We start from the raw sequence: 13,412 nt of genomic DNA, 5'->3' as shown, positions 1-13,412 counted from the left end.
TCAGGCCCGAATCCGGGTGTGGCGGCGTGCTGGTGCGTCATCCAGGGAGGTCGGCAGGGTTGTGGTCCTCCGTGTCCAGGTGGGCTCGTAGCTGGTCGTCGGTGGGTTCGACCAGGAAGCTGCCGTCGGGCCACAGCAGGGTAGGAACACGTCGTTGTCCCCGCTGCAGCTGCCGGACCAGTTCAGTTGCGGTCTCGTCCTCGTCGAGGTTGACATAGGTGTACGCGATGCCGGCCTGGTCGAGCAGGGCACGGCTGCGTCGAACGTCGGGGCACCAGCCGGTGCCGTACACCACCAGCTCGGGTTCGGCCGCACGGTGGTGCGGGCGGTCGTCTCCGTTCATCTCACTCTCCTTGAGCGCTAGGGCAGTTCGGCATGCCGCATCCCCTGGACACCGCCCGGTGGCCAGGGGATGCGGCGCCGCTGGAGGTCAGCCGACGAGGTGGTAGCCGGCCCGCTCCACCGCCGCGCGGACGTCAGCGGTCTCCAGCGGGTTGGCGCTGACGACGGTGATGGTGCCGCCGGCCACGTCGGCCTGTACGTCGCTCACGCCCTCGACCTCTGCGACGTGACGGGTGACAGTCTTGGCGCAGCCGCCGCAGGTCATGCCCGACACCCCGTACGTGCTCCGGACTCCCGCCTGGGCGTCGGTGGCGGCAGGGGTGCTGTCAATGGTGACGGTGCCGCAACCGCAGCTCGATTCATTGCCGCACATGTGGATCTCCTCGTGATCGCTGGTGTTTCCCCCTCCACGGCGCGTCACGGACGGCCGCGCAGTGCCAGGCCGACACCCGGCCGGCCAGCAGCCTGAAGATACCCCTCCCCGGTATTTGCCTCAAGGGCTCGGCGGGCCCGTTCAGCCATCGGGCGATACGCGCGGGATCGCTTGACACCGCATACGGGTGGGGGGTACACAGTTGCCACTACCCATACCCCCCAGGGGTAACAAAGGAGTGATCACGATGTCATCCGGCTCGAAGCGCTGGTGGGCCCTCGGACTCATCGCCCTCGCCCAGTTCATGGTCATCATGGACACCTCGATCATCGGCGTCGCACTACCACGCATACAGGCCGACCTCGGCTTCTCACCGGAGAACCTGTCCTGGGTCTTCAACGCCTACGTCGTCGCGTTCGGCGGTCTGCTGCTGCTCGGCGGCCGGCTGTCCGACCTGCTCGGCGCTCGGCGCATGTTCGCCGCCGGCTGGCTCATCCTGCTCATCGGCTCCGCCGTCGCCGGCCTGGCCGACAGCGTCTCGGTCGAACTGGCCGCCCGCGCCGTACAAGGCGCCGGAGCGGCGCTGATCGCCCCGTCGGCGCTCACCCTGCTGATGATGCTCTTCGGCGCCGAACCCAAGGAACTCACCCGGGCCCTTGCCCTGTACGGCGCGGCGGCACCCGCCGGCGGCACCGCCGGTGTCTTCCTCGGCGGCGTCATCACCGAGTACATCAGCTGGCCTTGGGTCTTCTACATCAACGTCCCCATCGCGGCCCTCGCGCTGCTGGCCACCCCGGCCCTGATGCCCACCGGGGGTACCCGCCGTGGCTCCCTGGACGTTCTCGGCGCCTTGACGGTGACCGTCGGCCTCGGTGCCGCCGTCTATGGAGTCGTCCGCGCCCCCGAGGTCGGCTGGGCCTCCGGGCAGACCTGGCTGGTTCTCGCCGGAGCCGTCGTCGCCCTGGCCGCGTTCGTCGCCATCCAGGCGGCCCGCCGCGAGCCGCTGATGCGCCTGTCGATCTTCCGCGCCCCGAACCTCGCCGCCGCCAACGTCGCCCAACTGCTCCTCGGGGCGGCCTGGATCCCGATGTGGTTCTTCCTCAACCTCTACCTGCAGCAGGTCCTCGGCTACAGCGCCTTCCCGAGCGGCGCCGCGCTGCTGCCGATGACGATCCTCATCATGATCGGCATGATCGCACTCGCCCCGCGCGCCATCGCCCGGTTCGGCCCGAAGCCCATGGTGGTCACCGGTCTCGCGATCCTCGCCATCGGCCTCGGCTGGCTCTCCCTGGTCCGGCCCGACGGCATCTTCACCGTCGACGTCCTGCCCGCCTCCCTGGTCGCCGCGCTGGGCATGTCCCTGGCGTTCATCCCGTCGCTCAGCACGGCCATCTCCAGCGCCCGCCCCGAGGAGGGCGGCCTCGCATCCGGCATCGTCAACACCAGCTACCAGGTGGGCTCCGCGCTCGGCCTGGCCGCGATGACCGCGGTCGCCTCCTCCGCCGGAGCCGACCGGCTCGGCGACCTGCCCGCCCTCACCGACGGCTACTCCGCCGCCTTCGTCGGCGCGGGAATCATCGCCGCCGCCGGCGCTGTCACCGCCGGGATCACCCTGCGCCGAGCCAGGCGGCAGACGGCGGACCACGCCGAACCCGTGAGCGTCGGGTAATCCGAACGCAACCTATCGACCGCCCACAGGACGCCGGTGGATCAGTCCGAGCCTGGCTGATCTACCGGCGCCGACCTGCGACGAGCGCCCACACGCTGAACCAGCCATTGGGTTGTGCGGACCGACCTTCCGGAAATCAGCAGAGCAGGCGCCTTTGACGCACGCCGGCCCACCACCCGTGTTGGTCGCTTTTGACGCCAGGCCCCACCAGCCGCCAGCTCCGGAAGCCGCCACCCCACGCCCACGACAGGGCTCACGCGTCCTGTCGTCTCACGCGCATTCGCCGCCTACGTCTCGGCGTTTACCAGGATCGCGGTGACCAGCACGACGGCCAACATCAGGAACGCTTCGACCAGGACGGTGCGGCGTAGCTGATGAGTGCAGTCCTTCGCGCGGTCGTCAAGCCGGGGCACCACACGCCTGCTGTTGTAGAGCCCGACGAGGGCAACAACCGTCACCAGGGCGACCTTGACGAGAAGCACCCGTCCCCAGCTGGTGGTCACGATATGGCCCGGCCGCTCCAGGATCAGCAGGGTCAACGCGACGCCGGCGACACCCGTGAGCGCTACCGCGGCGGTGGCCGGTATGGAGAAGCGCACCGCCATCTCGGCGGCACCCGTCGGTGCGCCCAGGCGGGCGCGACCGAGCAGCAGGACGGCCAGGAGAAGAACCCCGCCGACCCAGACGGCGGCGGCGATGGTGTGGGCGAAATCGGCCGCCACGACGACGACCCGAGGTTCCGCGGTGACGGTGTGCCCGTCGAGCAGGAAGGAACCCAACAGCAGCGCCACGGTGACACCCAAGAGCACAGGGCGGACAGCTCGGGCTCGCACCCGCGCAACGTCGCCGGTCGGTCCACCAGCGGCAGGCGTCACCAGGTTCCGAGAGTCGGTAGCTATCGCGGCGACGGTCGGAATGGAGTGACGCCCGACAGCGTGTCGGCCCCGGATCAGCGCCGCTTCGAGTGAACCGGACACGAGCAGACCCGCCGCGCCGGTGAACCGCAGGACCAGGCTGGCGGCCACCGGTGTCTGGCTGAGGGCGGCCAACGCCGGAACGCTGGCCGCCGAGGTGAAGGTGCCCTGCTCACTGAAGACCGCCGCGAGTGCAGCCAGCTCAAGGGCCGCTCCGGCCGCTACCGTCAGCCCAGCCGCCCGCACCCAGACCTGCACTACCCGGATGTCACTGCGAGTACCGACCAATGTGGTCAACGCGAAGACAAGACCACCGACACCGAGCAGGATCGCCCCGTAGGACAGCCACCGCCCGACGCCGCCGACGAACCGTACAGGCCCCTGATCCGCATCGGCGGTATGGCCAACAGCGTGTCCGCCGGAATGGGCGGGCGGCGAAGCCGACGGCATACCGGGCCCACCATGGCCGGCATGTCCGTGCGGGCTGTCTGTTGCCTCGGGTTTGGCGGTCGCTCCAGGCGCCGGGGGAGGCGAGGCCACCGTGAAGGTGAGGACACCTGTCAGAGGGTGGGCGTCCGGGGCTGCGACATTCCATCGCAGCTTGAACGTGCCGGCGGTCAGGGGAGTGGTCGGATGGACCAGCCACGTACGGCCCCAGTCGGGGGTGTGGCTGGTCGCCGGTACGGCATTGCCCTTGACGTCGGAAAGCTTGAATCCAGCTCCAGTGGGCGTGCCGGCGGCACTGAACGTCAGCCGAATCTCTCGAACGGCGCCATCGACCCGCCCACCGTCGGCCGGCACGGCCTTGACCAGCTTGAAATGCGCGGCGGCGGGGGAAGCGAACCCGAGCGCCACGATGAGGGCGGGAAACAGCGCCAGCCACACCCGCAGTGCCCAGCGCGCGGCGCGACGTGCTGACGGCTGATGACAGGCAAGATCCGGCGATGCGGCAAGCAAGGTCAGGCCGCCCGGCGACGCCGCTGGAAAGGCACTGTTGATCCTTCCGCCGAGGAGCCGTGGACCCGACGCCCACACATCGCTCCCACCTGATGTGGTCGCCATCCTAGGGCAACTACTACCCGCTGATAGTAGGGGCGTGTCAGCCTCGACGATCCTGAGAACTCCGGCCGGCGGAGAACGGAGCACGATGGCGCCGCCGACGACTCGCAACGGCGGCAGACCGTGCCCGAGAGTGGTGCGCGGCGTGGACGCAGTCCGGGTCAGGTGTGGTCAGGGCGCTTGGTGGTCCTGCGCTGACGGATTTTGAAGCGGGCCACGGCGATCAGCGCGATCTTGACAGCGACGAGCGCCACGACGACGTTCGCGGCTAGGCCGGTCCACCGCGACTCCGCCACGATCGAGCCCGCCAGCCCTACATGCAGAGCGACGACCAGGACCACGGCCAACGCGAGGACAGCGGTCTGGAGGTGGGATCGCGGGAAGCCCCGCCGTTGCCCGGATGGCACGCCGACGGCGTCTCGGAGGGGGGCCGAATCGGGGGATTCGAGCCGCTGCCAGGCTACGGCCAGAGGGTCGCGGCGGCTGAACCGCTCGAAATCGCGGGTGATGATGTCGCGGATCTGAGTCAGGCGGTCTCCGTCCGCAGCCTCGATGCGCACAGTAAGGGAGTTGCCGTCGGCGGTGAGCGTCGCCTGGCCCCACGGGCCGAAGGTGACACTTCCGCTGGTGTCGCTCCACTCGGCGGCCACCTGCACCTCCCGGCGCATGTGCAAGTGCATGCGGGCAGAGTGGCCACCGCTGCCCATGGCGGCGGCGTGCTTGCAGAACTGGACGAGGTACCGGGTGGCTCTGTCGGTCTGGATCTGGGCTTGCAGGACTGGCACGGTGTTCCTTCTCGGTCGTGGTCTCCGGCGATCCGAGACCGCGGCGGTTCGCGGGCCGGCTCCCGGCGTGGTCGAGGGTCGGGCTGGACAGGCGGTTCACCCAGCAGGTCGGCGCGTCCCAAATTATAGAGACAACCTGTCTCCGTCAACCGCAAACTGTTCTGATCGTGAACGACGTGTAGGATGTTGGTGTGCCCAAGCTGTGGACCGAGACGATTGACGCGCACCGCGCAGCGGTTCGGGACGCCGCCATGGATGCCATGGCCGCCCTGGTGGCCACGCACGGGCTGGTCGCGGTGACGATGTCGCAAATCGCCCAACAGGCCGGCATCGGACGCGCCACGCTGTACAAGTACTTCCCGGACGCCCAGGCCGTTCTCACCGCCTGGCACGAACGCCAGATCACCACACACCTCGACCAGCTCACCGCCGCCGTCGACCCCGCCGCCCCAGCCATCGCGCGCCTGGAAGCTGTCCTGCACACCTACGCGCACATCCAGCACCACTCGGCGCGCCACCACGGCGGCGAACTCGCCGCGCTGCTGCATCGCAGCGAACACGTCGACCGCGCCCAGCAACGACTACGCGGCTTCGTCCAAGACCTAATCGCCGAGGCCGTGCGAGACGGCGACCTCCGCGACGACGTGGCAACCGACGAGCTGGCCACCTACTGCCTGCATGCCCTCACAGCAGCCGGCACCGTTGCACGTCCAGACGCCGTCCAGCGCCTGGTCATCGTCACCCTGGCCGGACTGACCGCCAGCGCCGGTAATTCGCCTCTGTCGTAGCCCGGTTCATGGGCTTGGAAGGAAGCCGCAGCACGACTGACGATTTTCCCGGGCTCAGGGCAGCGTGCAGTGCGGACACGTGGGGTGGATGCCGGCGAGAGTGGCTCGGAGCGCCAGCTCTGGACGTCGATGCAGGATGGACAGCATGACGAAAATCCGGGAACGCGTCTTCGATGCCTTTTTCGGCCACCCTCGCGGCCTCCCCGGCCGCATCGGCGGTGCGATCATGGCCAGAGGAAACGCCGACCAGGAACACTGGGCCGTTGACCGCCTGGCACCACCCGTTGGCGCCCACCTCTTGGTCGTCGGGCACGGTCCGGGCGTCGGCCTCGCTCTTGCCGCCGGCCGCGTGGGCCCGACAGGGCGCGTGGTCGGCGTCGATCCCTCGGCGACCATGCGCCAGCTGGCAACTGCCCGTTGCGCCGAGGCGATCGCCGCTGGCGTGGTCGAGATCCGCGATGGCGCAGCCGACCGCACCGGATGCGCTGACGCCAGCATGGACGCCGTGGTCTCGGTCAACAACGTGATGCTGTGGGACCGGCAGGCCGGCCTGGCTGAGGCGGTCAGGGTGCTGCGGCCCGGCGGGCTTTTGGTGATAACGGTGCACCGTCACGTGCTGGACACCTCAGCGGAGCATCTGGCCAACGATGTGGCCGCCGTCGGCTTCGTCGACGTGAGCCTCCAGGTACGGCCGCGGCGCATGAACAGCCCCGCCATCGAAGTGGTCGCCCGACGACCCACCGGCTGATTTGCGAGCACAGCCTGGTGGCACACGGGCCTGCGCCACGACACCCGTGAGGTCAGGGCGGCGACGTTGGCGTGTGCCGAGCCCCTGCTCGGCGAGCAGTGGCAAGGGGCGCGTTCAGCGCCGGGCAGCCGGCCGGCGGCGCCGGGCAAGGGTTCATTTTCACCAAAGGTCTAGCGATACATGAAGATATTTGACAGTGTGATGATCACCTGCGTGATCGCGTCATGTGGCGACACGCCCGACGTTAGGGGGCGCCGTGCGTAGACCTTCCCGAATCCGATCACTCGCCGTCGCAGGCGCGGCGATCCTGTTGGCCGTGATGGCATCTCCGGCCCAGGCACACGAGCCTTGGGACGACGGGTCCGTCCCGCCGCCCCCGCCGAGCAGCCCCGCCGACGGCTACAGCCAGAACATGCACCTGCTCGGGACCGACGCCCACACCGGCGGCGTCAACTCCGACCTCGCGTTCTCCGGCAACCTCGTCTACGCCGGCCACTACGGCGGCTTCCGAATCATTGACATCTCCGAGCCGGGCTCGCCCGCTGAGCTGGCCGACGTGCACTGCAACGGCCCCCAGGGCGATGTGTCCGTCTGGGGCGGCCTGCTGTTCCTGTCCGTGGACACCCCGCAGAGCACGCCGGGCTGCGAGGGGTCCCGCAACGTCACCGCGTCCACCCCGGGCGCCTGGGAGGGCGTACGGGTCTTCGACGTCAGCGACCCGAGGGCACCGCGGTTCCTCCAGGCGATCCGCACCGACTGCGGCTCGCACACCCACACCCTCGTGCCCCGGGAGGACGGCGGCACCTACATCTACGTCGCGTCGTACCCGCTGAGCGCCACCAACATCGGCCCCGACTGCCAGGCGCCGTTCGAGCGGATCTCGGTGATCGACGTACCGGGTGGCGACGCCGCCGCCGGCCTCGCCGCGAAGGTCGTCGCGGAGCCCACCGTCAAGGGGATCGACCTCTTCTCCGGCGCGTCCGGCGACTTCTTCGCATGCCACGACATCCAGGTGCTGACCCCGCGCAAGCTCGCCGCCGCGGCCTGCCTGTCCCAGGGCCAGCTGTGGGACATCAGCAACCCGATGGCCCCCCGCGTGATCGCCAACGTCGACACGCCGGACGTGGACATCTGGCACAGCGCCGCGTTCACCCACGACGGGAAGTACGTCACCTTCGGCGACGAGTACTTCGGGCCCGCGCAGGAGCCGTTCGGGGCGATCTGGACGTACGCCGTCGACGACCCCGCCACGCCGCTGAGCCACCTGCGCATCCCACGCGCCGAGCCGAGCACCTACCACAACTTCAACTACGTGCCCGTTGCCGGCCGCAACATCCTGGTCTCCTCCGCGTACGGCTCGGGGACCTCGATGGTCGACCTGACCGACCCGAGCAACCCGAAGGAGATCGCCTACTACGACATGCAGTCCAACCAGTGGTCGACCTACTGGTACAACGGCCTGATCATCGCCAACGACATCTCCCGCGGTGTAGATGTGATCCGGTTCAGCGGCCCGCAGACCGCCGGGGCCAAGAAACTGCCGATGCTGAACCCCCAGACCCAAACGTTCCTGCTCCGCTGACACTGCTACGAGAAAGCGGGCGGGCGCCGTCGGCGCCCGCCCGCTTTCGTGACCTACCAGCGAACCCGCACGTCGGCTGGTTCCTCGCCGTCCAGCCGCCGGGGGAAGACAGCCGATCGCCAAGGCATCGGGAGGCGAGCTCCCACCAGCGGCGATGTTGCGGATTATCAACTGTTGCCAAGCCAAGGCCGGTTGTTCGAGTGGACCGGCTTACATGTCCCCAACTCCCGGCCGAGCCGCCGGCGGCGCTCCGACATCCTGAGCAAGAACCCACCTGGTGCGGCACGTCGACACCCGCAAGTTGAGGTCCCGGCCGTAGTGGTCAACATGCGCCGGCGATGGCTTTACCTGCGCCAACCGGCCGCCCTGCGCCGACTGCCGGGTGTCACGAGCGCCGCCGGCAACTCCACCATGAACGCCTGTGCGGACCCGAACCCTGCCCCGACTGTGTCAGCGCCGCCGCCGGCCGGCGCCGCCCCGCCCGGGTTTGCTGAATTGTGATGTGAATTGGTTCGGGACGGGTCACATCCGACGGGAAACGGTCATTCGGGTAAGGGATGCGGTGATTGACAACAAATTCAGCGCCGACCCCGCCCCGATGTCCGGTTGCCTCCCGATAGTTCCGTCATAGCTACTCGTCCCATTGAGCGACATCAGTGACGGGCTGTTCCGGTCAGAGTAATGGTGTTCGGAGTTTAAGCAGGTGGGGTTGCTTGGCGGGGGCGTACCCGCCGGTAGTGTCGGCGCGTCCGGTGCGGTTTTCGATCGCAAATGGCGACGCCGTGCCGACCCGCTCAATCGTGATCTCACGAACCGGGGACCCAGTGCAACACCGGGGTGAATCCGCGAGCCACGGCCCGCGGTAGGGCGTTACTTCCCGCCCGAATCCGTCAGCTAACCCGGTAGGCGGCCACGGAAGGAGTTCGAGCCTCGTGCGAACCACCCCCCGTTACGCCCCTCGCCTCCACGGCATCGCGGTGCCGACGCTCGCCTGACCGGCGACTTCCGGCACCGTCCCCAAGCCCGGCCCACCGGGCGCTCCCGATCCCCGCGGCACCCCCGCCCCAGCAACGCGCGTGAGTTCCTCCGCGTGTCGGGCCGGCGTGTGCCGCTCAGGCCCCCCGTGGAGGAACACATGAAGCACCGAATGAAGCGTCAGCTGCGGCGTGTCGTGACCGAGCGCCCGTACCAGATCATCGCCGGCTCCGCCGCGGCGCTCGTGCTGGCCGGCGGCGTCGGCACGGCGCTCGCCGCCACCAACGACACCCCGGCGCACAAGGTGAAGACCGCCGCCGTTGCCGAGCTGGCCCCCCGGCTCGGCGAGGCCGCCACCGGTGGTGAGGCCCGGATCGCCGCCCCGTCACCGTCTGCGAAGGCCAGCGCCAACGCCACGACCGACCCGGACGTGACCAAGAAGGCGAAGCCGAAGCCGCCGTCGACCAAGGTCCTCGACTACACCTACGAGGCGCAGTACGCCTACTGGAACTGCGGCCCGGCCGCGGTGCGCAACGCCCTCAGCGCGAGCGGCGTCGAAACCACCCAGGACGCGATGGTCGCCCCGCTCGGCGCCACCGAGAACGGCACCAACTCCGCCGCGGACACCACCCGCGGGCTCAACCAGATGGTCAAGGGCAACCCGTGGCGGACCCACATGATCCCCGGCGCGGCCACTCCGGCGCAGATGGACCAGCTCCAGGCCGACGTGGTCAATGCCATCACCGACGGCCGTGCCGTGGTCGCCAACACCGTCGGCTCCGCCACCGACACCGACGGCGGCTGGCACTCGTTCCCCGGCGGCCACTACATCGCCGTGGTCGGCTACAAGGACGACGGCCGGACCGTCCGGATCGCCGACTCGGCAAATCCGGCTACCGCCTCCTACTGGATGACCACCATCGACCTGGCGAACTGGATGGCCACCCGCGGCTACTCCGCCTGATCGCACCTCTCCCGTCGGGCACCGGCTCCACCGAGCCGGTGCCCGACGCCATTTCCGGCCCGGCCACCGGCCATGTCCAGGCGAGAACAACCATTGACCCGTGCCGGACCGGTTACACCGAAGATCGGACAAGCCCCTCGCCGGACAACTCGCCGCCGCCGGCACGGCCCCCGCCGCGCACCTGGCCGCCGCCCAGTACCTCTCGCACGGCATCTGGGTCGCCTGACCACATCAAGCGGCCCCCGGCTTTGCTGCTCAGACATGGCTTATGAATGCGAACGCGCGAAGCGCCAGCGAGGGCACATGCAGGGCACGCTGTCACCCCAGCTCCCACGCAGTCCAACACACGACCCACGGTCGATCAGGCCGCACGACCGGCAGCGGCTTGCTCCCGAGCAGGATGGCTGCGACGGCACCGACTGCTGCGCGGATCTCAGCCTCCTGGTCACGCAGGGAATCGCACACCACAAGAAGAACGTCGCCGTGAACGTGGGTCTGGGCGCGGTGGCCCGTTCGCTGCCTGATCAGCGAGCGGACCTGTTTCCGTAGGAAGGCCATCTGGTCACCGGGAACCGCCCGCACCTCTGCGTGCCCGTGCTCACGCACCACGTCGCAGACGACCTGTGCAACGATCGGGACTCTGGGGTCAACCGCGAGCGCGGGGAACAGGTGGTCCATCAGTGTTAGACACCGTCGGCACGTCGGCGCGAACGCCGGCTCCCGGTACCTGCAGAGCGTCCCACCGTCACCGCCGACCATCACCGCCCAGACCCGGCCGCACATCGTCGTCGGCGCCCAGACCGACTCCCGCAGCGCCTGGACGTCATACCGCCGCTGGACTGCTCTCCGGTCACTGCCCGCCGAGGTGAAGTAGTGGTCGGGTATGGCACCACGTCCCTGCTCCGACGGCTCGTGCCGCTGCACGAGGTGCACGGCCTCACCGCCGCTCACCGCCGCGAGAAGCAGTAGAGACTCCCCAGCGCGAATGACGTTCGGTCCGTGCAGGCCGTCACGCACGCCAGCAGTATGCCCGCGTCCCCCCAAGGCGCTCAGTCAGCTGACCTGGGTTGCCGGGCACGCGGGCTGTGCTGAAGACGGGCGCCTGACGGGGCGGCTGCTACTTCAAGGACCCATATCAGCTCGCCGACGTGTTGCCGGAGATCCTCCAGTTGCTTCGGCGAATGGCTGCCGTAGCCGTCGGCTGCGGCGTGCCGTTCCCAGTAGTCCATGTAGTGATCAAGCGCAGCTCCGAGCGTCAGGATCTGACGGTGCGACAGCCGAAGGATCGTCTCGTCGTCCAAGGGGGAAGCCACAAAGGGATCGTCCCAGCCGGCTCTCGCCGAGAACAGCTACTCGGTCGTGTACAAGTGCGCTGCCGAGCTGCCGAAGTTGCTGTGACGGTGAAGCCGTAAGCGCATTGGGCCAGGCTTGTCGAAGGTCACGGTCGCTGGCGGTGTGCCGGTCGGTCTGGGGGTCAGGGGGTAGCGGTGGCCAGGAATATGGGGACGGCGACCATCAGGCGTCGTCTCTGGAACGATCGATGGAGGTTCGGGTCCTCCGCTCGCAGCGACGGCTTTCAGGAAGCCGACAGTCAGCCTTTTTCATCGTGGCGGTGCTGGTCACGGTAGGTGCGGGCCCCGGTGTCTACATGAGACGAGGCTTCCGGTAAGACAGCGGTCGACCAAGATCCGATGCCCCAACCGGGAGCCCCGCTGTGCTGTCTTACCCCGCCGCCATCCCGCTGTCCAGCCGGAGCCTGAACCACCTCGCCGGCGAGGCTCTGTTCGTCGAGCTGTTGGCGGAGGATCTCCAGCATCACGCCACACAACTGCGCCGTCGCGTCACCGGGTCCGCCCGCCAGGTCCTGAGCATCGCCTCGGGTGCGGCGTCGGCCGCACCGACGCCGGCCGGCCAGATCGCGGGCGGGGTGTTGGCCGTGCTTGCCTCCCTGGTCCACGGGCCCAGGCAACGGAAGCCGATCACGCTCTTCCGGATCAACAAGACCGAACCTCCCACGGCTTTCCTGCCCGCCGGGCCGCCGTCTAGCGAACGACCTCGGGACGGCTCTCCGGATCGAGCCGGACCGTGAACGCGTGGCCGACGGGTAATTGACTGGCTGGCAGTGCGGCCGGGTTGATAGCGTGCCCCCAGATCCGTGACCAGGCCGAGGAGGTGAGACCCGTGAACGCAGTTCGCACGTGGTGCTCCCTCCCGTCACGGACGGGCGACTGACGTATCCGTCGCCGGGAGCGCCCATCAGGATGGCACTCCCGAAAGGCACCAAACCATGCATTCTGTACGTTTCACCGCTGAGACCTCGTCCGACGGTGTCGTCGAACGCGACTTCCTCGTGGGCGAGATCCCGGGTGTGCTCTGGGCACCCGTATCCGGCGCCGATCATGCCCCGATCGTGCTCGTGGGGCACAACGGCGGCATGCACAAGAAGGCGCCGGGGCTCCGGGCCCGCGCCCTGCACACCGCGGCCACCTGGGGGTTCAATGTCGTCGCGATCGACGCACCGGGACACGGCGACCGCCCGCGTACGGACGAGGACGAGCAGGCCCGTACGGAGATCCGGCAAGCCATGACGGCGGGTGATACCCCACGGTTCGCGGCGGCCAGCGTCCGCTTCATGGCCTCGGTCGCGGAACGGGCCGTACCGGAATGGCAGGCGACGCTGGACGCCCTGCAGGCGTTGCCGCAGATCGGCCCGGACGCGCCGGTCGGCTACGGCGGGGGCATCTCGATGGGCACGTCGATCGGGGTACGGCTGACCGCGGCCGAGCCCCGGATCACCGCCGCGATCTTCGGCGGCGGGTTCTTTGTGGACGAACCGGTGATCATGGCCGCGCGGCAGATCACCGTGCCGGTCCAGTTCCTGCTGCCGTGGGACGACGAGCACGTCGACCGTTCGTCCGGGTTCGCGTTGTTCGACGCGTTCGCCTCTGCCGAGAAGACGTTGCACGCGAACCCGGGCGACCACCGCAGCGTCCGGTGGGTCGGGGTGGACGATACGTTCTTGTCCCGCCACCTCGGCCGGGCCTGACCTGACCGGTACCGGCGTCCGGCGCGAAGCTGGGCGCCGGTACCGGCGATAGATGCAGATTCGCGGCGGCGAATGACTCCAGATGCTGCCTTTTTGCGGCTTGCATCGATGAGCCTTTTTTATCGTGGCGGTGCTGGTCACGATGAAAAAGGCTCAGTAAGCCATTT

General features: G+C 68.9%; 13 protein-coding genes and 1 riboswitch. Of the genes, 7 read left to right on the top strand and 6 right to left on the bottom strand.

What is annotated here, in order from left to right; translation table 11 throughout:
* Positions 1 to 37: 37 nt before the first annotated feature.
* Both EV384_RS24690 and EV384_RS36370 read right to left on the bottom strand, forming a co-directional pair.
* A complete protein-coding gene (locus EV384_RS24690; RefSeq protein WP_130336921.1) occupies positions 38 to 343 on the bottom strand; it encodes a glutaredoxin family protein in 306 nt (101 codons plus the stop codon).
* Between the two features lie 87 nt (positions 344 to 430).
* A complete protein-coding gene (locus EV384_RS36370) occupies positions 431 to 607 on the bottom strand; it encodes a heavy-metal-associated domain-containing protein (protein WP_242624526.1) in 177 nt (58 codons plus the stop codon).
* A gap of 355 nt (positions 608 to 962) precedes the next feature.
* Here EV384_RS36370 and EV384_RS24680 point away from each other — a divergent pair, with 355 nt between their 5' ends.
* Positions 963 to 2,384 (top strand): MFS transporter, encoded by a 1,422-nt coding sequence (locus EV384_RS24680; RefSeq protein WP_130336917.1) that lies wholly within the window; start codon positions 963 to 965, stop codon positions 2,382 to 2,384.
* 287 nt (positions 2,385 to 2,671) lie between these two features.
* On the opposite strand, the gene EV384_RS24675 is transcribed toward EV384_RS24680, so the two are convergent.
* Both EV384_RS24675 and EV384_RS24670 read right to left on the bottom strand, forming a co-directional pair.
* Positions 2,672 to 4,183 (bottom strand): copper resistance CopC/CopD family protein, encoded by a 1,512-nt coding sequence (locus EV384_RS24675; protein ID WP_242624269.1) that lies wholly within the window; start codon positions 4,181 to 4,183, stop codon positions 2,672 to 2,674.
* A gap of 335 nt (positions 4,184 to 4,518) precedes the next feature.
* The gene (locus tag EV384_RS24670; protein WP_130336913.1) at positions 4,519 to 5,142 is read right to left on the bottom strand and encodes a DUF2218 domain-containing protein; all 624 of its coding nucleotides are present in this window, start codon (positions 5,140 to 5,142) and stop codon (positions 4,519 to 4,521) included.
* 191 nt (positions 5,143 to 5,333) lie between these two features.
* Here EV384_RS24670 and EV384_RS24665 point away from each other — a divergent pair, with 191 nt between their 5' ends.
* The 5 genes from EV384_RS24665 to EV384_RS36865 all read left to right on the top strand — a co-directional run bounded on the left by EV384_RS24665 (position 5,334) and on the right by EV384_RS36865 (position 10,425).
* Positions 5,334 to 5,930, top strand: a complete 597-nt coding sequence (locus EV384_RS24665; RefSeq protein WP_130336911.1) for a TetR/AcrR family transcriptional regulator — start codon at positions 5,334 to 5,336, stop codon at positions 5,928 to 5,930.
* 145 nt (positions 5,931 to 6,075) lie between these two features.
* Positions 6,076 to 6,678, top strand: a complete 603-nt coding sequence (locus EV384_RS24660) for a class I SAM-dependent methyltransferase (RefSeq protein WP_165440066.1) — start codon at positions 6,076 to 6,078, stop codon at positions 6,676 to 6,678.
* A gap of 319 nt (positions 6,679 to 6,997) precedes the next feature.
* Entirely contained in the window at positions 6,998 to 8,260 is a 1,263-nt protein-coding gene (locus EV384_RS24655) for an LVIVD repeat-containing protein (protein ID WP_242624525.1), read from the top strand.
* 781 nt (positions 8,261 to 9,041) lie between these two features.
* A riboswitch (cyclic di-AMP (ydaO/yuaA leader) is annotated at positions 9,042 to 9,184 on the top strand.
* 211 nt (positions 9,185 to 9,395) lie between these two features.
* Complete coding sequence (locus EV384_RS24650; protein WP_130336904.1) at positions 9,396 to 10,199, top strand: C39 family peptidase; 804 nt, start codon at positions 9,396 to 9,398, stop codon at positions 10,197 to 10,199.
* Between the two features lie 100 nt (positions 10,200 to 10,299).
* Positions 10,300 to 10,425: a hypothetical protein gene (locus tag EV384_RS36865; RefSeq protein WP_278045638.1), complete on the top strand. Its 126-nt coding sequence runs from the start codon at positions 10,300 to 10,302 to the stop codon at positions 10,423 to 10,425.
* A gap of 92 nt (positions 10,426 to 10,517) precedes the next feature.
* On the opposite strand, the gene EV384_RS24645 is transcribed toward EV384_RS36865, so the two are convergent.
* Both EV384_RS24645 and EV384_RS24640 read right to left on the bottom strand, forming a co-directional pair.
* On the bottom strand, positions 10,518 to 11,216 hold the full coding sequence (locus EV384_RS24645; RefSeq protein ID WP_130336902.1) for a hypothetical protein: 699 nt from the start codon (positions 11,214 to 11,216) through the stop codon (positions 10,518 to 10,520).
* A 32-nt stretch (positions 11,217 to 11,248) separates the two neighbouring features.
* Positions 11,249 to 11,500 (bottom strand): hypothetical protein, encoded by a 252-nt coding sequence (locus tag EV384_RS24640; protein ID WP_130336900.1) that lies wholly within the window; start codon positions 11,498 to 11,500, stop codon positions 11,249 to 11,251.
* Positions 11,501 to 12,486: 986 nt separating this feature from the next.
* Between EV384_RS24640 and EV384_RS24635 the strand changes: the two genes are divergently transcribed.
* Positions 12,487 to 13,245: a dienelactone hydrolase family protein gene (locus EV384_RS24635; RefSeq protein ID WP_130336898.1), complete on the top strand. Its 759-nt coding sequence runs from the start codon at positions 12,487 to 12,489 to the stop codon at positions 13,243 to 13,245.
* Positions 13,246 to 13,412: the final 167 nt, after the last annotated feature.

The sequence above is a fragment of the Micromonospora kangleipakensis genome, assembly GCF_004217615.1.
GTDB lineage: Bacteria > Actinomycetota > Actinomycetes > Mycobacteriales > Micromonosporaceae > Micromonospora > Micromonospora kangleipakensis.
This window is presented reverse-complemented; position numbering and strand designations above follow the sequence as displayed.

What these genes read in the sequence shown, in the direction of transcription:
- EV384_RS24690 (WP_130336921.1), bottom strand. Translation starts at nt 343, where the DNA reads ATGAACGGAGACGACCGCCCGCACCACCGTGCGGCCGAACCCGAGCTG.
- EV384_RS36370 (WP_242624526.1), bottom strand. Translation starts at nt 607, where the DNA reads ATGACCTGCGGCGGCTGCGCCAAGACTGTCACCCGTCACGTCGCAGAG.
- EV384_RS24680 (WP_130336917.1), top strand. Translation starts at nt 963, where the DNA reads ATGTCATCCGGCTCGAAGCGCTGGTGGGCCCTCGGACTCATCGCCCTC.
- EV384_RS24660 (WP_165440066.1), top strand. Translation starts at nt 6,076, where the DNA reads ATGACGAAAATCCGGGAACGCGTCTTCGATGCCTTTTTCGGCCACCCT.
- EV384_RS24655 (WP_242624525.1), top strand. Translation starts at nt 6,998, where the DNA reads ATGGCATCTCCGGCCCAGGCACACGAGCCTTGGGACGACGGGTCCGTC.
- EV384_RS24650 (WP_130336904.1), top strand. Translation starts at nt 9,396, where the DNA reads ATGAAGCACCGAATGAAGCGTCAGCTGCGGCGTGTCGTGACCGAGCGC.
- EV384_RS24635 (WP_130336898.1), top strand. Translation starts at nt 12,487, where the DNA reads ATGCATTCTGTACGTTTCACCGCTGAGACCTCGTCCGACGGTGTCGTC.